An 18,506-nucleotide genomic window follows, 5' to 3' on the forward strand; every position below is an offset into this window, starting at 1 on the left:
ACGGCGATCCCGGAAACGCCACCATTCGCCACCCCTTCGAATGAACCTACGGTTGCCCGCGCACGATTCACTTGACATAGGACGGCCCGAGGTGGGCGCAGCGGTGCACGCAGGGGCGCGTGCCGTCGAGCACACCACCCGGGGCACTCCTGGGCGCCGCCTGGACCACGCGACGCAGGGCAGGCGTGAACGCAGAGTGACGACACGCATCCGTCTCGTAACCACCGGTGCGTTGGACCCGTTGGAGGGGGCATGGGCTTCACGATCGGCAGCAGCCGGGGTATCCGCGACATCCGGTCCGGCACGCGCCGCCGCGGCCGCGCGTCGGAGTGCACAGCGGTGGCCGAGTTCACCGGCCTGTGGGGCTGGGACGTGGTCGCGGGCGCGCGGGCCGCGGGAGGCGCGTGCTCCTGCGGCGACACCAAGTGCCCCACGCCGGGCGCGCATCCACTGGCCTTCGCTCCGGAAGTGCGGGCCGGCGCGACACTCGACGAAGTCACCGACGCCTGGGCCGAGTTGCCGGGCGCCGCGATCATGCTGCCGGTGGGCCGCGCGTTCGACGTGATCGAGGTGGCCGAGCCCGCCGGACGCCGCGCGCTGGCCCGCCTGGAGCGGATGGGCCTCCCCCTCGGCCCGGTCGCGGCGACCCCCGACCACCGCGCCCACTTCTTCGTCGCCCCCGGCGCCGCCGCCGAACTCCCCTCCCTCCTCTACCGCATGGGCTGGGACGACCCCACGTCCCTCGACCTACGCGGCCTCGGCCCCGGCACCCACATCACCGCCCCACCCTCCGACCGAGCAGGCCTGGGCCCGGTCCACTGGCTCCGCTCCCCCGCCCTCGACTCGGCGACAAAGCCCCCGGCGGCACGCCTGCTGCTGGGCACGCTGGCGTACGTTGCACACAGGTCGCGCGCATAGGTCGTAAACGACGAAGTGCCCGTCCCCAACGGCGAGTTGGGGCCGGGCACTTCTCTGAACCAGGCTGACTACAGCGGGCTTTAAAGGGGCGCGGGGAACTGCGCGACCAGCCCCCACCGGCCCGCGGGAAAAGGAACCGCGCAACCCAAGGAACGTCAGTCCCCGATAAGGGCGTCAACAAACGCCTCCGCATCGAACGGCGCCAGATCGTCCGCACCCTCTCCAAGGCCAATCAGCTTCACCGGTACACCCAGTTCACGCTGAACGGCGATCACGATGCCGCCCTTGGCCGTACCGTCCAGCTTGGTCAGCACGATGCCGGTGATGTCGACGACCTCGGCGAAGACCCGCGCCTGCACCAGCCCGTTCTGCCCGGTGGTCGCGTCGAGGACGAGCAGGATCTCGTCGAGCGGCGCGTGCTTCTCGACGACCCGCTTGACCTTGCCCAGCTCGTCCATGAGCCCGGTCTTCGTGTGCAACCGCCCGGCCGTGTCGATGAGGACGACGTCGACCCCCATCTCCTTGCCCTCCTTCACCGCGTCGAACGCGACGGAGGCGGGGTCGCCGGCCTCGGGCCCGCGCACGGTGTGGGCACCGACCCGCTCACCCCAGGTCTGCAACTGGTCGGCGGCGGCGGCCCGGAACGTGTCGGCGGCGCCGAGCACGACGGTCCGCCCGTCGGCCACGAGGACGCGGGCGAGCTTGCCGGTGGTGGTGGTCTTGCCGGTGCCGTTGACCCCGACGACCATCACGATGCCGGGCTTGCGGTCCTCGGGCTCGGTCTTCACGGTGCGGTCGACGTCGGTGCCGACCAGCTTGAGCAGCTCCTCGCGCAGCAGGGTGCGCAGCTCCTGCGGGGTGCGGGTGCCGAGCACCTTCACGCGGGCGCGCAGGCCGTCGACCAGTTCCTGGGTGGGGGCCACGCCGACGTCGGCGGTGAGGAGGATGTCCTCGATCTCCTCCCAGGTGTCCTCGTCGAGGTGCTCGCGGGACAGGAGCGTGAGCAGCCCCTTGCCGAGCGCGTTCTGTGAGCGGGAGAGCCGGGAGCGGAGCCGGACGAGCCGTCCGGCGGTCGGCTCGGGAACATCGAGTGCGGCGGGCGGTTCCTCGACGGCGACCGGGACCGAGCCGTCCGGAAGATCCACCTCCTCTATCGTCCGGCGCGCTTCGTCGCGCGGCGTCTCGGCCTCGTCGCCGACGTGCGGCTCGGCCGGCGGGGCGGTGATGTCGGGCACGGAGGTGGGCGGCGGGGGCAGGGGCTTCTTGCGCCGGCTGCCGACGACGAGCCCGCCGAGCGCACCGAGCACGACCACGGCGATGACTACAGCAAGGATGACGGTTTCCATAACCCACCCAGTATCAGCCATGGGTCTCGCCGGGGCCCAGCGCGGGCACGGCCGGGGCGTCGGCGCCGCCGGACCCCATATGCCCCGGGACGCCCGGACGGCCGTAGTCACGGCCATGGCCATCTGATGCACCGTCAGCTACCGTCCCCCACCACACACGAAGGGGGACCTCCCATGCCCGTCTCGGTCGTACGTTTCAACCTCGTCGAACCCGGCGCGACCCCCGCCTCGCTGAGCGCCCGCTACCGGGCCGCCCTGGAGATGGCCGCGTACGCCGACGAGCACGGGATCACCACCGTGCAGACGGAGGAGCACCACGGCGTGGCCAACAACTGGCTGCCGTCGCCCTTCGCCTTCGCGGGCGCCGTGTTCGGCGCGACCCGGCACATCGCGGTGACCGTCTCGGCGGTCATCGGCCCGCTGCACGACCCCCTGCGGCTGGCCGAGGACATCGCCGTACTCGATCTGCTCAGCGGCGGCCGCCTGGTGACCGTGGCCGGGATCGGCTACCGGCCCGAGGAGTACGCCCAGTTCGACGTGGACTGGAAGCGCCGGGGCAGACTCCAGGACGAGCTGCTGGAGACGGTGCTGAAGGCGTGGTCCGGCGAGGAGTTCGAGTACCGCGGCCGTACGGTACGGGTCACTCCGCGCCCCTTCTCCGACCCGCACCCCCTGCTCCTGGTCGGCGGCTCCTCCAAGGCCGCCGCCCGCCGGGCCGCGCGGCTGGGCCTGCCGTTCTTCCCCAGCGCGCACCTGCCCGACCTGGAGGCGTACTACAAGGACCGGCTCGTCGAGTACGGCACCGAGGGCTGGACGATGATGCCGGGCGCCGAGACCCCGCTGCTGCACATCGCCGAGGACCCGGACCGGGCCTGGGCCGAGTACGGGGCGCACTTCCTGCACGAGGCGCGGACGTACGCGTCCTGGCAGTCCGGGGACATCCGCTCGGCGGTGAAGTCGGGGGCGACGACCGTGGCGGAGCTGCGCGCGGAGGGCGTCTACCGCATCCTCACACCGGACGAGTGTGTGGCGCTGGGCCTCGACAACCTCGTACTGCATCCGCTGTCGGGCGGGATGCCGGTGGACGAGGGATGGCGCAGCCTGCGGCTGTTCGCGGAGCGGGTGCTGCCGCGGCTCGGGGAGTGACCCGTGTTCGGAGAGTGACCTTTACCCGCAACCGGTGGACCGGCAGGTCGACCGGTGGTCCACTGCGGTCATGACCTTGGCTGTGGATGTGTTCCTGCGTGACGCGGACGGCCAGTGGAACGTGCTCGACGTTCCGGAGGGGTGCAACGACTCGGCCGGCTTCGAGAACTGGCGCGAGACCGTCTGGGGTTCGGCGCCCGTGCGCTCGCTGGGCTGCACGTACCTTCCCGTGCTGGCCTCCAGCGACCTGTACGTCGAGGCCTCGGACGTACCGGACTTCCTGCGAGAGCTCGCGCTGCTACGGGAGCATCTGGAAGCTGTCGCCGCGGCGGTCGGGGAGCGTACCGACCTCGTGGAGAGCCGCCTGGACAACATCGAGGCCGCCGCTCTCCGGGCCCGGGAGATCGGCGGCGGCGTCCTCATCTGGTGAGTCCACCGGTATACGGCGGAAGGGTTTCGGGGAGGCGGGCGGCGGGGGATGGAGCCCGCCTCCCCGAGCTTACGGGAGGGCCAGGTCAGCCCATGTCCTCCAGCTTCTTGCCCTTCGTCTCCTTCACGAACTTCAGGACGAACGGGATGGAGAGCGCGGCGAAGACCGTGTAGATCACGTAGGTCGCGGAGAGGTTCCAGTCGGCCAGCGACGGGAAGCTCGCGGTGATGGCCCAGTTGGCGATCCACTGCGCGGAGGCGGCGACACCCAGGGCGGCGGCGCGGATCCTGTTCGGGAACATCTCTCCGAGGAAGACCCAGACCACGACACCCCACGAGAGGGCGAAGAAGAGGACGAACACGTGGGCCGCGATCAGCGCGGTCCAGCCCTGCGCGGAGGGCAGCTTGCCGTCGACGAGGTCGAAGGAGAAGGCCCAGGCCTCCAGCGCGAGACCGACGACCATGCCGACCGAGCCGATGAGGGCCAGTGGCTTACGGCCGATGCGGTCCACGAAGATCATGGCGATCACGGTGCCGATGATGTTCACGATCGACGTCGTGAAGGAGTAGAAGAACGACTCCGTGGGGTCGACGCCGACGGACTGCCACAGCGTCGAGGAGTAGTAGAACGCGACGTTGATGCCGACGAGCTGCTGGAAGGCCGAGAGGCCGATGCCGACCCAGACGATCGGCTTGAAGTAGAAGCCGCCACCGCCGAGCAGGTCCTTGAAGGTCGACTTGTGCTCGCTCTTCATCGCGTGCTCGATCTCGGCGACCCGGGCGTCCAGGTCGACCTCGTCGCCCTCGACCTCACGCAGCACCGCGTGGGCGCGGTCCAGCTTGCCCGCGGAGATCAGGAAGCGCGGGGACTCGGGGATCGCGAAGGAGAGCAGGCCGTAGAGGACGGCCGGGATCACCATGACGCCGAGCATGACCTGCCAGGCCTCCAGGCCCATGAGCTTGCCGCGCTGGTCGCCGTCGGCGGCGTTCAGCAGACCCCAGTTGACCAGCTGCGAGATCGCGATGCCGATGACGATCGCGGCCTGCTGGAAGGAGCCGAGCCGGCCGCGGTAGGCGGGCGGGGAGACCTCGGCGATGTAGGCCGGGCCGATGACGGAGGCCATGCCGATGGCGAAGCCGCCGACGATCCGCCAGAAGGCGAGGTCCCACAGCGCGAACGGCAGCGCCGAACCGACGGCGCTGACGGTGAACATCACCGCGGAGATCTGCATACAGCGGATACGGCCGATGCGGTCGGCTATCCGGCCGGCGGTCGCGGCACCGATCGCGCAGCCGATCAGGGCGATCGCGATGACCTGGGCGAGGGCCGCGGAGCCGATGTCGTAGCGGCTGCGGATCGCCTCGACGGCACCGTTGATCACGGAGCTGTCGTAGCCGAAGAGGAAGCCGCCCATCGCGGCCGCCGCCGCGATGAAGATGACGTGCCCGAGATGTTCGGGATGAGCCGACCCGGCTCCTGACTGAGGTGCCTGCGCAGTGCTGGTCACGTGTAACTCCTCGGGCCACCGGCAACGCCGCCGGTGTGGGGGGCGACCCTTCCAGTGGCTCACAGCTTCCAGCCGCCCACCACTTGAAGGTAAGAACAACGTTGCAGAGACTATGCCTTCATGTTTCGAAGTCAACACCCGGTCATGTGTGAATTTGAGGGCACAGCAAGGCGGAGTTGTGTTCAAGAATTGAATGCTTCGAGAAGTGCAGGTAGAGACCGGTGTAGCCACCACGTACCGTCGCCCGACTACCGCAGTCGCTGCGAGATGACCTTCGACACACCGTCGCCCTGCATGGAGACGCCGTACAACGCGTCGGCGACCTCCATCGTGCGCTTCTGGTGGGTGATCACGATCAGCTGCGAGGCCTCCTGAAGCTCCTGCATGATCCGGATCAGCCGCTGGAGGTTGGTGTCGTCGAGCGCCGCCTCGACCTCGTCCATCACATAGAACGGGCTGGGCCGCGCCTTGAAGATCGACACGAGCAGCGCTACGGCGGTCAGTGAGCGCTCCCCGCCGGAGAGCAGGGAGAGCCGCTTGACCTTCTTGCCCGGCGGACGGGCCTCGACGTCGACGCCCGTGGTGAGCATGTTGTCGGGATCGGTCAGGATCAGCCGCCCCTCGCCACCCGGGAACAGCCGGCTGAAGACACCCTCGAACTGGAGGGCCGTGTCCCGGTAGGCCTCGGTGAAGACCTGCTCGACACGCTCGTCGACCTCCTTCACCACTTGAAGCAGGTCGGCGCGGGTCTTCTTCAGGTCCTCCAGCTGCTCACTGAGGAACTTGTGCCGCTCCTCCAGCGCCGCGAACTCCTCCAGCGCGAGCGGGTTCACCTTCCCGAGCTGCTGGTACGCCCGTTCGGCCGACTTGAGCCGCTTCTCCTGCTCGGCACGGTGGAACGTACGGGGCTGGTTGCGCGGATCCTCCGGGTCCTCCGGCAGCACCTCGCCCTCCGCCGCGAGCGAGGGCGGCACGAGCTGGTGCGGGCCGTACTCCTCGACCAGCCCCGCCGGCTCCACCCCCAGCTCCTCCAGCGCCTTGGCCTCCAGCTGCTCGATCCGCATCCGCTTCTCGGCACCGAGCACCTCACCGCGGTGCACCGAGTCGGTCAGCTTGTCGAGCTCGCCCTTGAGGTCGCGCCCCTGGTTGCGGGCGGCGGCCAACTCCTGCTCGCGGCGCGCCTTGGCGGCATCGGCGGCGGTGCGCTCCTCGTCGGCGCGGTGCAGGGACACCTCGACGTGCGCGAGCAACTGCCGCGCCCCGAAGGCGACGGCCTCCGCCACACCGGCCTCGTGCCGCAGCCGCGCGAGCCGCTGCTCGGCCCGCGCCCGTGCGTCGCGCTCCGCTCGGGCTGCACGGTCGAGGGAGTCGGCGCGCCCGGCAAGCCCCTTGACCCGCTCCTCATGCGTACGAACCTGAAGCCGCGCCTCCATCTCGGTCTGCCGGGCATTGGCCCCGTCAGCGGCCAACCGATCCCGCACGGAGGTGTCGGGTTCCTCCTCGACCGGCATCTCCTCGGCGACGGCCAGCCGTTCGGCCAACACTTCGGCTTCTTCTACGGCCTTGTCGAGTGCGTCCTGCGCCCGTGCCGCCGCTGCGGTCGATCTCTCGGCTTCTCCGGCAGCCCCGCGCGCCTGGCCGGCCAGGCGTCCCAACTGCTGGGCCACGGCCGACTTCTCGCGCTCCGCGGCTCGGCGCCGCTCCCCCAACTCCTCGACCAGGGCGGCGCATTCCTTTCGTCGCTCACCTGCCGTCTGCTGTGCGCCGGCCAACTCCTCGCAGCGGACGGCCAGTTCTTCCAGCTCGGCGGCGGCTTCGTCCACTGAGGCCTGGACTTCGAGGAGGCTGGGCGCGCCTGCGGAGCCGCCGTGGGCGAAGTGGGCGCCGAGCAGGTCGCCTTCTGCTGTTACCGCTGTCAACTCGGGCTGCGTGTATACGAGTTGCTCGGCGGCTTCGAGGGTGTCCACGACGACGATGTTGTGGAGGAGGCGGCGGATGGCGGGCATGAGGTCGCTGGGGGCGCGGACGAGATCTGCCGCGAAACGTCGTTGGGCGTCTGCGGGTGCATCGTGGCTGGGCGCGCCGTTCCCCGCGCCCCTTTGGGGCGCCTCAGTGGGCGGAGTCGAATGGTCGGGGGCGTCTGCCAGCAGCAGTGCTGCCCTACCCCCGTCTTGCTTGCGCAGCAGGCGGATCGCGTCCGCCGCCGATGCCGGAGTTGTCACGGCGATTGCGTCCGCCGCCGCGCCGAAGGCCGCCGCAAGGGCTACCTCGTGGCCCGGGGTCACCGTCAACAGCTCCGCCGCTGGACCCAGAACACCGGTGAGCCTGTCCCGTGCGCCCAGCAGTATCCCCGTGCCGTCCTTGCGGCGCAGGCCCAGGGCGAGCGCGTCGCGGCGGGCCTGGGTGGCGGCGCGCTGGCGTTCCGCTGCCGTGGTCGCCTCGCGGGCTGCCGTCAACGCGGCCTCCGCCTCGGCCAGTTGGCGCTTGCCCGTCTCGTGCCGGCCGGAGAGCTCCGCGTCGCCGGCGTCCAGGCCGTCGACCTCGGCCTGGAGTGTCTCGTACTCCTCCTGCGCGGTGACCGCACGCTGCTGGGCCTCGTCGCGGGCGGAGGCCAGGCGGTCGATCTCGGCCTGGGCGGACGCGGCGCGTGAACGGGCCGCGTTGACCTGGCCGTTGAGCCGGGCGAGGCCCTCGCGGCGGTCGGCGATGGAACGGGCCACGTCCTTCAGCCGCCGTTCCTCGGCCGTCAACTCCCGCTCCAGGTCGGAGCGGTGGGCGACCGTGTCCTCCAGGGCGTGCTCGGCCGCCTCCAGAGCCGCTTCGAGCTCGGCCTCCTGCTCGCGGATCCGGGCGGCCTCGCGCTCCATGTCCTCGGGGTCACGACCGCGCCGTTCCTCGGGAGGTGCGGAGGTCGCGCTCTTCACCCGGGCGTCGGCCAGCGAGATCGTGCCGCGCACCCGCTCGGCCAGCTGGGACAGCTCGTACCAGGTCTGCTGGGCGCGCTGGAGGCGCGGCGTGAGCTGCCGTACCTCGTCCTCCAGGAGGCCCTCGCGCTGGAGCGCCTTGCGCAGCTCCAGTTCGGCGGCCTCCTTGCGCCCCTTCAGCGCGGCCTCGTCGGCGATCTCGGTGTTCAGCGCCTGGCGCAGTCGTACGAGATCGTCGGCCAGCAGCCTCAGGCGCGCGTCCCGAAGATCCGCCTGGATGACGGCGGCGCGGCGGGCGACCGCGGCCTGGCGGCCCAGGGGCTTGAGCTGGCGGCGGAGTTCGTCCGTCAGGTCCTGCACGCGCGCGAGGTTGGCCTGCATCGCGTCCAGTTTGCGGAGCGCCTTCTCCTTGCGCTTGCGGTGCTTGAGGACTCCGGCCGCCTCCTCGATGAAGGCGCGACGGCCCATCGGGTCGGCGTGGAGCACGGAGTCGAGCTGGCCCTGGCCGACGATGACGTGCATCTCGCGGCCGATGCCGGAGTCGGAGAGGAGTTCCTGGATGTCGAGGAGGCGACACGTGTCGCCGTTGATCTGGTACTCGCTGCCGCCGTTGCGGAACATGATCCGCGTGATGGTGACCTCGGCGTACTCGATGGGCAGCGCCCCGTCGGAGTTGTCGATGGTCAGGGACACCTCGGCGCGGCCCAGCGGGGGGCGGCCGGTGGTGCCGGCGAAGATGACGTCCTCCATCTTGCCGCCGCGCAGCGACTTGGCGCCCTGTTCGCCCATGACCCAGCTGAGCGCGTCCACGACATTGGACTTGCCCGAGCCGTTCGGACCGACGACGCACGTGATCCCCGGCTCGAACCGGAGCGTGGTCGCCGAGGCGAACGACTTGAACCCCCGCAGGGTCAGGGCCTTGAGGTGCACGCCGCTGGACTCTACCTTCCGCTGCTCGCTGTCTCCATGAACGTCCGGTTCCCCGCGGTTTCGCCCTTGAACGTGCAGGGCACACCAAACGTTAAAGAGGGTGGAGGCAGGCGGGGGAAAGAAAGAAGGGACGCCGAAGCGTCCCTTGCAAACTCTGACAATTTAGCGGTTGATGCAGGCCGCCCAACCACTGCTTGTCATGTGATGCGTCGCAGTGATCAGGTGAGCGCGGGCTCCGCCTGGCGTGCGTCGAGCTCGAGAAGCGAATCGTGAGTTGCGGCAGCCGTCAGCGCGTCGTTCTCGTCCTGGATCCGAACGAGCTCGGATTCCAGGTCCTGGACGCGTTGCTGGAGCCGTCGCATCTCGGCGAGGAGTCGCGGGTCGGAGCCGCCGACGTAACCGAGAAGCGCCTTTGCCATGATGGATGGTCCTCCACACTGAGTGACCGACCGAAGCGGTGTGGGTCGTGAGGGAATCGCACCCGCGATGCTTGACACAATCGAGTGTTGCTCTGCTGTTCTTCCATGCCAAACAGCTAAGGTGCGCGGGGCTTTCAGAGTCTCACCAAAAAGTTTGACGGTCAACACGATCACGCCCCGTATTGGCGGACGACCCGGGGGCGCGCGGCCCTGACCGGGCGGCGCTGCGGCTCCTGCGGGGTCTCGCTGGGTATGGCGATCATCCTTAGGTGCGGAGCCTGCCAGAGCGAGCCGTTCTTGGCAACCACCAGGCAATTTCTGCTGTGGGCAGCTGCCGGTGGCATGTCCCTCCGCTTCCGCCAGGGCCGCTTTACACCGTTTCGCAGTTTGTGCTCAGCGGATCGCGAAGCCGTCGTAGCCGCCGCGGGGTGTGTCCCAGATCTCGGTCACGCCGTCAACGCGCCCGGGCGTGTCGTGCCCCTGGAGCCAGTCGAGGAGTCCTTCGCAGCCCTCGCGCGATCCCTCCGCGACCACTTGCACGCGCCCGTCGCCCAAATTGAGAGCAAAACCACTCAGGCCCCCGATCTCCAGAGCCTTGGCACGGGTAAACCACCGAAAACCCACACCTTGCACACGCCCTCGCACCCAGGCGACCATCCGCACATCCTCGCTCATGGCTGCAACCTAACCGGCCAAAACCTCTCTGGGCACTTGCTCCCCTCGCGCCATGCGGTACCGTCCGCCCCAATGAATCTCATATGAAACTCACTCGATCGAGTGAGCTGGGTCACCGCACGGACGAGTTGACCGCAAGGACGAAAGGCAAGGACATGGGACGCCACCGACGCTCCGCCGCCGGCCGCGCCGCCACGAGCCGCGCCACGGGGGTCACAGAGACGCACGGCTCATACACGAGCGGCTACGACCCGCATGACTCGTACGACTGGAACGACCGCTCCGACCGGAACGACCGCTTCGACTGGAACCCGGCCGACGGCTCGACGATCGGCATGGCGCCCTATCTCCACCCGGAGGGCCCCGCCGAGTTCCACCAGCCCCACCCGAACCACCAGGCCCCCACGGACCACCGGGTCCACGAGGGCCGCGCGCACCACGAGGTCCCGCCGAAGAGCGAAGCCCGGCTGAAGGCCGAGCGCCGTCTGAAGGCCGACTCCCGCCTGAAGAGCGAGGCCTATCTCTTCGCCACCGAGGAGGACTACGCCGTGGTCTTCCCCGAGGCGGCGGGCGCCACCGCCTCCCGGGGCGACGGCTCACGCCCGGGCCGCGGTCGCCGTCGTAAGCGCAAGGGCGTGACGCCGGTCAAGACGGGCCTGCTCGGTGTCTCCGCCGCGGTCGCCATCGGCACCGTGGCGGTCGCCGCGGGCGCGATGCCGGGGCTGGAGAACTACAAGCTCGGCGGTGGCGGCGGCTCGGACAAGGTGCAGGCGGCCGGTTCGCCGTCCAACTCCGCTACCGAGCAGGGCGGTACGTCCGGCAGCGCGGAGTCCCGCGACGACGGCTCGGCCACGAGCCGCGACGCGAACCGCGCGGCCTCCCCGTCGGCGGCTCCGACCAAGTCCGCCACCGCGCCCGCCACCAAGGCCCCGTCGAAGAAGCCGGCGGCCACCCCGACCGAGAAGCCGACCACGACTCCCTCGGCGAAGCCCAAGACTCCGGCGCCTGCGCAGTCCGCCGACGCACCGGTGACGGTCTCCGCGGAGGCCGCCGCCGAGGCCGCGGTCCTCAAGCTCGTCAACGAACAGCGCGCGATCGTCGGGTGCAGCCCGGTGGCTGCCAACAGCTCCCTGACCGAGCTGGCCGAGAAGTTCAGCACGCAGATGGCCGACGAGGACTTCTTCGACCACACCGACCCCAGCGGGGCCACTCCGTGGGACCGGGCGGAGACGCTCGGCATCACCAACCTCGGCGGCGAGAACATCGCCCGCGGCCAGGCCGACGCGGCCGCGGTCATGGACGCCTGGATGAACAGCCCCGGCCACAAGGCCAACATCCTGAACTGCGACTTCAAGACCTTGGGTGTCGGTGTGCACTTCGGCACCGGCGGCCCCTGGTGGACGCAGGACTTCGGGTACTAGTCCGAAGCCGTAGGACGCCCATAGGGAGCACTAACCACTGGTTAGTGCTCCCTTTTGGTTAGCGCTGCGTTCGCGTACGCTGAGGAAATGGACACGACCCAGGAGCGTACGGAGGAGCCGAACTTCCCGTACAGCGTCTTCGCGAAGGCCTGCCCCTCCCGAGGCACCCTGGAGCACATCACGGGCCGCTGGGGCGGCCTCACCCTGTGCGCGCTGCACGACGGCTCACTGCGCTTCAACGAACTGCGGCGCCGTGTCGACGGCGTCAGCGAGAAGATGCTCTCGCAGACCCTGCACGCCCTGGAGCGCGACGGCCTGGTCCACCGCGAGGCCCAGCCGACCAACCCGCCCCGCGTGGACTACGAGTTGACCCCGCTGGGACGCGGAGTCGCCGAACGCCTGAAGGGGCTCGTCGACTTCGTGGAGTCCCGCATGGACGACGTCCTCGCCGCCCGCACGCGCTACGACGAAACACGCGACGCCCGCTAACTCCTCGGCGCCCGCTGGCACTTCGGGCAGAAGTAGCTCGACCGGTTCATCCACGCCCGCCGGCTCATCGGCGTACCGCAGCGCCGGCACGGCAGACCCTCGCGGCCGTACGCGTCGAGCGAGCGGTCGAAGTAGCCCGACTCCCCGTTCACGTTGACGTACAGGCTGTCGAAGCTGGTGCCGCCCACGGAGAGGGCCGCGTTCATCACATCCCGTGCGTGGCCCAGGAGTTCGGCGGTGCGCGGGCGTGTGAAGGTCGCGGTCGGACGTTCGTAGTGGACGCGGGCCCGCCAAAGGGCCTCGTCCGCATAGATGTTGCCGACTCCGCTGATCAACGACTGGTCGAGCAGGGCCCGTTTGATGGTCGTCCGCTTGCGGCGCAGGGACTGGTGGAACAACTCGTCGTCGAACAACGGGTCCAGGGGGTCACGCGCGATGTGCGCGATGACGTCCGGCAGCCCGTCCGGGGTGTTGTCGTGCAACGACAGCCCACCGAAGGTGCGTTGGTCGACGAAGCGGAGTTCGGTACCGAGGCCGTCGGCGAACCGGACCCGGATGCGCAGATGCTTCTCGTCGGGCAACTCGTGCGGCTGGACCAGGAGTTGACCACTCATCCCGAGGTGGGCAAGCACCGACTGGTGGGTGTCCTCAAGCGGCAGCCACAGGTACTTGCCGCGCCGGCTCGGCGTACCGATCCGATGCCCCTTGAGCCGGTGCGCGAAGTCGTCGGCGCCGGCGACATGACGCCGTACCGCACGCGGATGGAGCACCTCGGCGTCGGCGACGGTGCGCTGGGCGACCCAGCGCTCCAGGCCTCGCCGGACGACTTCGACCTCGGGCAACTCGGGCATGGCATCCCCTGTGGACACGGGTGAATGAGCCGAGCGCCCGCCCCTCGGCGGGGACGGGCGCTCGGGTCGCGCTGTTCGGTCAGGCGGACGCCGACGACGTGTCGGCGCTCTCCTCGGCAGGCTGCTCAGCGGCCTCGGTGGCGGTTTCGGTGGCCTGTTGTTCGGCCGCCTCCTTCGCCTTCTCGGCGCGCTCGTCCGCGTCGGCCCGGATGGACCGCCAGGCGGACTCGGCGGCCTGCTGCTCCGCCTCCTTCTTGCTGCGGCCGGTGCCGGTGCCGTACGAGACGCCTCCGACGCGGGCGGCAGCAGTGAAGGTCTTCTCGTGATCGGGGCCGGTCTCCGTGACCAGGTACTCGGGGACACCGAGCCCCTCGGTCGCGGTGAGCTCCTGAAGACTGGTCTTCCAGTCCAGGCCGGCACCGAGGTTCGAGGACTTCTCGATGAGCGGGTCGAACAGGCGATGTACCAGTTCGGAGGCCGCGTCGAGGCCCTGGTCGAGATAGACCGCGCCGATCACCGCTTCCAGGGTGTCGGCGAGGATGGACGCCTTGTCCCGGCCTCCCGTGCCCTCTTCACCGCGGCCGAGCCGGATGAAGGAGCCGAGTTCCAGACCGCGACCGACCTCCGCCAGCGCACGAGAGTTGACCACCGCAGCCCGCAGCTTGGCCAGTTGGCCTTCGGGCAGGTCGGGGTGGGTCGTGTACAGCGTGTCCGTGACGACGAGGCCGAGCACGGAGTCCCCGAGGAACTCCAGCCGCTCGTTCGTCGGCAGACCGCCGTTCTCGTACGCGTACGAACGGTGGGTCAGCGCACGCACCAGAAGGGCGGACTCGAGGTGATACCCGAGCCGCCCTTCCAACAGCGTGTGGGACGAGGCCGTGTCCGCGTGTTTCTTGGCGGTCGATTCCGCCTTGACGTCAGACATGGTGCCTCTCACCAGCCGCTCAGACCTCGAGGACCTGGCGCTTGTTGTACGTGCCGCAAGAAGGGCACGCGATGTGCTGCTGCTTGGGCTCGTGGCAGCGCTCGCACGCAACCAGAGGGGTGACCGCAGCCTTCCACTGCGACCGGCGGTGGCGCGTGTTGCTGCGCGACATCTTCCGCTTCGGAACAGCCACGGCTACTTCTCCTGCTTCTCGTTGGCGCGCGCCGGTCGGGGCGCTTCGCCACTGATCTCGTCCTTCTCGCCGTCTTCGAGTGAACCGGCGAGTCCCTGCAGTGCCGCCCAACGGATGTCGACGGCATCGTGGTGGTGGTCCGGGTCGTCCGTGAGCCGTACTCCGCACTCGGAGCACAGGCCCAGACAGTCGTCCTGGCACACCGGCTGCATCGGCAGTGCGAGCACCACCGCATCGCGCAGCACGGGCTCGAGGTCGAACAAGCCGTCCTCGATGAAGAGCATGTCCTCGTCTTCCTCGGCGTCGTCGACCGGTTCCGCTTTGGGGCGGCCACGGTCGTCGGCGTCAGGGTACGAGAACATCTCCTGGAAGTCCGCTTCGAGCGACAGCTCGAGCGGCTCCAGACACCTTACGCACTCCCCCTTGGCCGTTGCACGGGCGGTGCCTGTGACAAGCACACCTTCCATGACCGACTCAAGGCGGAGGTCGAGCTCCACCGGGGCGCCTTCCGGCACTCCGATGACTCCCTGGATCCCGAGATCCTTGGGAGCGTCGATCGAACGGTTCAGGCGCTGCTGCGCACCAGGACGCCGACCCAGCTCGTGAGTGTCGAACACGAGGGGGTTGCGGTGGTCGAGGCGGGCGTTCAGAGCCATCCCTGTCTTTCGGTCTGCTAGCTCAAGAGGACGCTGCCCTTCGGTGCTTCCGGGCAGCGTTGATCGCGGACGTACACGCGACCGAAGAGCCAGGATACTGGACCTTTCGCTCTCGGCCCAATCCGGTGTGCGCTCTCGGCCACCGGCCCGGATCCCTACAGGCCGCGGCCCTGCTCGTACGCCCGCAGCTGCTCCGCGCTGATCATGCCGGTGTCGAAGAGGCTGGTCTCGTCGAGGGCGTAACCCTGCTGAGCCTGGGCCTGCTGGTTCTGCTGCTGGTCGAGCTGGGCCTGCTGCATCTGATTCGGGTCGTACACGGGCTGCTGGCCGGTGTCGTAGCCCTGGTAGGCGTAGGGGTCCGCCTGCTGGTACCCGTACGGGTCCTGCTGCTGGGGCTGGGCGTAACCCTGCTGCTGGTAGCCGTACGGATCCTGCTGCTGGGCGGTCTGCTGGTAGTCGTAGGCCGCCTGCGGGGCGTAGTCCTGCTGCTCGGGCTGGAGCGGGGTGGCCGAGACCGGGGTGTCCGTGACGGTCGCGAGGTCGGCGAGGTAGTCGGCGTCGCTGGTGTGCTGAACCTGGTTGCCGTCGTCGTCGAGGGAAAGGGCGCCGAGGTCGTCGCTGGCGATCCGTCCGTGCAGCTTCTGCCGGCCCTTCCCTACGGCCTCCAGGGTCTTGGCGAGGACCGCCTCGAAGGCGCCGAGCTTGACGTCCACGTACGCGTCGGCGTCACGGCGCAGGGTCTCCGGGTCGTGGCTGCGCTCGGGGGCGTCCTCGTCCTCGTAGCCCTGGTCGTCGATGCCGGGGCCGGTGCCGAGCAGCTTCTCGCGGCCGCGGCCGACCGAGCCGAGGGTCTTGGTGAGGACGACCTCGAAGTTGGCGAGCTTGGAGTCGACGTAGTCGTCGGCCTCCGCGCGGACCTCCTCGGCCTCCTGGCGGGCCTCGGCGAGGATGCGGTCCGCCTCGTTCTGCGAGCGGCGGGCGACCTCGGTGTCGGAGATCAGCGAACCGCGCTCGGCGTGCGCGGTCTGGATGATCCGCTCGGCCTCCTGGCGGGCCTGCTCGACCATCTCGTGCCGGCCGCCGATCAGCTCCTGCGCCTCCGCCAGCGAGTCGGGCAGGGCCGCACGCACCTCTTCGAGGAGCGTGAGCAGCTCGGCGCGGTTGACCACGCACGAGGCCGACATGGGCATGGACCGGGCGCTGGAGACCGAGGCGACGATCTCGTCGAGCTTGTTCTGCACGTCCACCGTGTGCTCGCCACTCTCTACCGACGTGTTGGAGACGGACGGGTCGACTGTACGACCACTCCCGCCCCGCCCGACACCGGGTGACGCACTGTCAGTCCCTCAGCCCTTGCCGAGCCGCTCCGTGAGCGCCTCCAGGACCACGCCCGGCACCAGGTGGGAGATGTCGCCGCCCCACTGCGCGACCTCCTTGACCAGCGAGGACGACAGGAAGCTGTAGGTGGGGCTGGTCGGGATGAACAGGGTTTCGACGCCCGACAGCCCGTTGTTCATCTGGGCCATCTGGAGTTCGTAGTCGAAGTCGCTGACCGCGCGCAGGCCCTTGACGATGGCCGGGATGTCGCGCTGCTTGCAGAAGTCGACGAGCAGGCCGTGGTAGGCCTCGACCTGGATGTTGCCGAACTCCGCGGTGACCTCGCGGATCAGCTCGATCCGCTCGTCGACGGTGAACATGCCCTTCTTCGACTGGTTGATCATCACGACGACGTGCACGACGTCGTACAGCCGGGAGGCACGGGCGATGATGTCGAGGTGTCCATTGGTGATGGGGTCGAACGACCCCGGACAAACGGCGCGGCGCAACTGAGTTCCCTCGCTCTCCGGTCCGGTCATCGTGCGTCTTCGCACGTAGAGGCGGCGCGACCGTACCAAAAGGTCCCCTCGCCGTAGCGACGGGCCCGGATCGCGTCGAACCCGTCCGGCCACCCGAATTCGCCGCCTCTGGTGCTGCGCTCCACGGTGACGAGCGCGTCCGGCGCGAGCCAGCCCCCCGACCGGAGTGTGAGGAGAATCTCCCGAAGATCGTGATCTGGGACAACGTACGGCGGGTCCAGGAAGACGATGTCGTACGGGTCCGCCGGCGCGGGCGTCTGGGCGATCTGTTCGGCTTTGCCCGCCCTGACCTCGGCGCCGGGGAGGCCGATGTTCTTGACGTTCTCCCTGATGACGCGGGCGGCCTTCGGGTCGGCCTCGACGAGGAGGGTGTGGCTCGCGCCGCGGGAGAGGGCTTCGAGGCCGATGGCTCCGGAGCCGGCGTACAGGTCCAGGACCCTTTCGCCGTTCAGGGGGGCGCCCAGGAGGGACTGCCAGGTGGAGAAGAGGCCCTCGCGTGCGCGGTCGGAGGTGGGGCGGGTTCCGGTGCCGGGCGGGACGGCTAGTCGACGTCCGCCGGCCTCGCCGGCGATCACGCGGGTCATCTGGGGTCCTTGTTCGTGGGTCGGTGCAGGTTCATTGTGGCTGGTCGCGCAGTTCCCCGCGCCCCTGGGTTGGGAAGCCTCAGCCCTTCTCCAAGTACTGCTCCCTTTCCTCATCCAAGAGGGCGTCCAGGGCAGTCCTCAAGCCGGGAAGCCCCGTGAGTTCCGGATCGGCTGCCACCACACTCGTCGCCTCCTCCCGCGCCTCCGCGATGACCTCCTCGTCCTCGATGACCGACAGGACCCGCAGGGAAGTGCGGGCACCTGACTGGGCCTGCCCCAGCACATCGCCCTCTCTGCGCTGTTCGAGGTCGATGCGGGAGAGTTCGAAACCGTCGAGGGTGGAGGCGACGGCGTTGAGGCGTTGGCGGGCGGGGCTGGCCTCGGGCATCTCGCTGACCAGGAGACAGAGGCCGGCCGCGGAGCCTCGGCCCACTCGGCCGCGCAGCTGGTGGAGCTGGGAGACGCCGAAGCGGTCGGCATCCATGATCACCATGGCCGTGGCGTTGGGCACGTTGACGCCGACCTCGATGACCGTCGTGGCGACCAGGACGTCCGTGTCCCCGGCGGCGAAGCGGCGCATCACCGCATCCTTGTCGTCGGGGTGCATACGGCCGTGCAGCACCTCGATCTTCAGCCCCTGGAGGGGGCCTTGGGCGAGTTGGGCGGCGATGTCGAGGACGGCGAGCGGTGGGCGCTTCTCCGCCTCGTCCTCCGGGGACTTCTTCTTGCTCTTTCCGGCTTTCTTGGGGTCGTCGTCCTCGTCGCCGATGCGGGGGCAGACGACGTACGCCTGATGGCCGTTGGAGACCTCCTCACGGACGCGCTCCCAGGCGCGGGCCAGGAAGTGGGGCTTGTCGGCGGCGGGGACCACGTGGCTGGCGATGGGTGAGCGGCCTGCCGGGAGCTGGTCGAGGACCGAGGTCTCCAGGTCGCCGAAGACCGTCATGGCGACCGTGCGTGGGATGGGGGTCGCGGTCATGACGAGGAGGTGCGGGGGCTGCTTGCCCTTGCCGCGCAGGGCGTCGCGCTGTTCGACGCCGAAGCGGTGCTGTTCGTCGACCACGACCAGGCCCAGGTCGTGGAACTGGACCTTGTCCTCGATCAACGCGTGCGTGCCGATCACGATCCCGGCCTCACCGGTGACGAGGTCCAGGAGAGCCTGTCGGCGGGCGGCCGTCCCCATGGAGCCGGTGAGCAGCGTGACCTTGGTCGCCCGCTCGGCCCCGCCCAGCATCC

18 protein-coding genes are annotated in these 18,506 nt (G+C 69.5%); 5 read left to right on the plus strand and 13 right to left on the minus strand.

All coding sequences use genetic code 11. The features are described from left to right. Nucleotides 1–252: 252 nt before the first annotated feature. Entirely contained in the window at nt 253–918 is a 666-nt protein-coding gene (locus ACNFOC_RS07340; protein ID WP_416957861.1) for a bifunctional DNA primase/polymerase, read from the plus strand. A 155-nt stretch (nt 919–1,073) separates the two neighbouring features. Here ACNFOC_RS07340 and ftsY read toward each other — a convergent pair whose 3' ends face one another. Continuing rightward, complete coding sequence (ftsY, locus tag ACNFOC_RS07345; protein ID WP_416957863.1) at nt 1,074–2,264, minus strand: signal recognition particle-docking protein FtsY; 1,191 nt, start codon at nt 2,262–2,264, stop codon at nt 1,074–1,076. A 174-nt stretch (nt 2,265–2,438) separates the two neighbouring features. Between ftsY and ACNFOC_RS07350 the strand changes: the two genes are divergently transcribed. Together ACNFOC_RS07350 and ACNFOC_RS07355 are read left to right on the plus strand one after the other, a co-directional pair. Continuing rightward, the gene (locus ACNFOC_RS07350) at nt 2,439–3,410 is read left to right on the plus strand and encodes an LLM class flavin-dependent oxidoreductase (protein WP_033282664.1); all 972 of its coding nucleotides are present in this window, start codon (nt 2,439–2,441) and stop codon (nt 3,408–3,410) included. A 70-nt stretch (nt 3,411–3,480) separates the two neighbouring features. Next, nucleotides 3,481–3,840, plus strand: coding sequence for a hypothetical protein (locus tag ACNFOC_RS07355; RefSeq protein ID WP_416957866.1), 360 nt, complete (start codon nt 3,481–3,483; stop codon nt 3,838–3,840). 85 nt (nt 3,841–3,925) lie between these two features. On the opposite strand, the gene ACNFOC_RS07360 is transcribed toward ACNFOC_RS07355, so the two are convergent. The 4 genes from ACNFOC_RS07360 to ACNFOC_RS07375 all read right to left on the minus strand — a co-directional run bounded on the left by ACNFOC_RS07360 (nt 3,926) and on the right by ACNFOC_RS07375 (nt 10,295). After that, the gene (locus tag ACNFOC_RS07360; RefSeq protein ID WP_416957869.1) at nt 3,926–5,347 is read right to left on the minus strand and encodes a sugar porter family MFS transporter; all 1,422 of its coding nucleotides are present in this window, start codon (nt 5,345–5,347) and stop codon (nt 3,926–3,928) included. A 248-nt stretch (nt 5,348–5,595) separates the two neighbouring features. Continuing rightward, complete coding sequence (gene smc / locus ACNFOC_RS07365) at nt 5,596–9,201, minus strand: chromosome segregation protein SMC (protein WP_416957871.1); 3,606 nt, start codon at nt 9,199–9,201, stop codon at nt 5,596–5,598. A gap of 218 nt (nt 9,202–9,419) precedes the next feature. Next, nucleotides 9,420–9,620 carry a hypothetical protein gene (locus ACNFOC_RS07370; protein WP_033282668.1) on the minus strand — a complete coding sequence of 67 codons (201 nt, stop codon included), beginning with the start codon at nt 9,618–9,620 and terminating at the stop codon, nt 9,420–9,422. Nucleotides 9,621–10,013: 393 nt separating this feature from the next. After that, nucleotides 10,014–10,295 (minus strand): acylphosphatase, encoded by a 282-nt coding sequence (locus tag ACNFOC_RS07375; protein WP_365306918.1) that lies wholly within the window; start codon nt 10,293–10,295, stop codon nt 10,014–10,016. A gap of 155 nt (nt 10,296–10,450) precedes the next feature. Between ACNFOC_RS07375 and ACNFOC_RS07380 the strand changes: the two genes are divergently transcribed. Then, entirely contained in the window at nt 10,451–11,716 is a 1,266-nt protein-coding gene (locus ACNFOC_RS07380) for a CAP domain-containing protein (protein WP_416957873.1), read from the plus strand. An 87-nt stretch (nt 11,717–11,803) separates the two neighbouring features. After that, nucleotides 11,804–12,205 carry a winged helix-turn-helix transcriptional regulator gene (locus tag ACNFOC_RS07385; protein ID WP_416957875.1) on the plus strand — a complete coding sequence of 134 codons (402 nt, stop codon included), beginning with the start codon at nt 11,804–11,806 and terminating at the stop codon, nt 12,203–12,205. On the opposite strand, the gene mutM is transcribed toward ACNFOC_RS07385, so the two are convergent. The 8 genes from mutM to ACNFOC_RS07425 all read right to left on the minus strand — a co-directional run. Then, nucleotides 12,202–13,056, minus strand: coding sequence for a bifunctional DNA-formamidopyrimidine glycosylase/DNA-(apurinic or apyrimidinic site) lyase (gene mutM, locus ACNFOC_RS07390; protein ID WP_416957877.1), 855 nt, complete (start codon nt 13,054–13,056; stop codon nt 12,202–12,204). The genes ACNFOC_RS07385 and mutM overlap by 4 nt on opposite strands. A gap of 79 nt (nt 13,057–13,135) precedes the next feature. Beyond that, nucleotides 13,136–13,981 carry a ribonuclease III gene (gene rnc, locus ACNFOC_RS07395; protein WP_416957879.1) on the minus strand — a complete coding sequence of 282 codons (846 nt, stop codon included), beginning with the start codon at nt 13,979–13,981 and terminating at the stop codon, nt 13,136–13,138. Nucleotides 13,982–14,000: 19 nt separating this feature from the next. Further along, nucleotides 14,001–14,174, minus strand: a complete 174-nt coding sequence (gene rpmF / locus ACNFOC_RS07400; RefSeq protein ID WP_015657589.1) for a 50S ribosomal protein L32 — start codon at nt 14,172–14,174, stop codon at nt 14,001–14,003. A 2-nt stretch (nt 14,175–14,176) separates the two neighbouring features. Next, entirely contained in the window at nt 14,177–14,830 is a 654-nt protein-coding gene (locus ACNFOC_RS07405) for a YceD family protein (protein ID WP_405990566.1), read from the minus strand. 155 nt (nt 14,831–14,985) lie between these two features. Beyond that, entirely contained in the window at nt 14,986–16,077 is a 1,092-nt protein-coding gene (locus tag ACNFOC_RS07410; protein ID WP_416957882.1) for a F0F1 ATP synthase subunit B, read from the minus strand. Between the two features lie 99 nt (nt 16,078–16,176). Beyond that, entirely contained in the window at nt 16,177–16,686 is a 510-nt protein-coding gene (gene coaD, locus ACNFOC_RS07415; RefSeq protein WP_416957884.1) for a pantetheine-phosphate adenylyltransferase, read from the minus strand. Beyond that, nucleotides 16,683–17,270 carry a 16S rRNA (guanine(966)-N(2))-methyltransferase RsmD gene (gene rsmD / locus ACNFOC_RS07420; protein WP_416957886.1) on the minus strand — a complete coding sequence of 196 codons (588 nt, stop codon included), beginning with the start codon at nt 17,268–17,270 and terminating at the stop codon, nt 16,683–16,685. The genes coaD and rsmD overlap by 4 nt, the downstream gene beginning before the upstream one ends. 79 nt (nt 17,271–17,349) lie before the next feature. Beyond that, nucleotides 17,350–18,506: ATP-dependent DNA helicase RecG (locus ACNFOC_RS07425; protein WP_416957888.1), on the minus strand; the 1,157-nt coding region annotated here is incomplete at its 5' end.

It is taken from the genome of Streptomyces colwelliae, assembly GCF_048158785.1.
Taxonomy (GTDB): domain Bacteria; phylum Actinomycetota; class Actinomycetes; order Streptomycetales; family Streptomycetaceae; genus Streptomyces.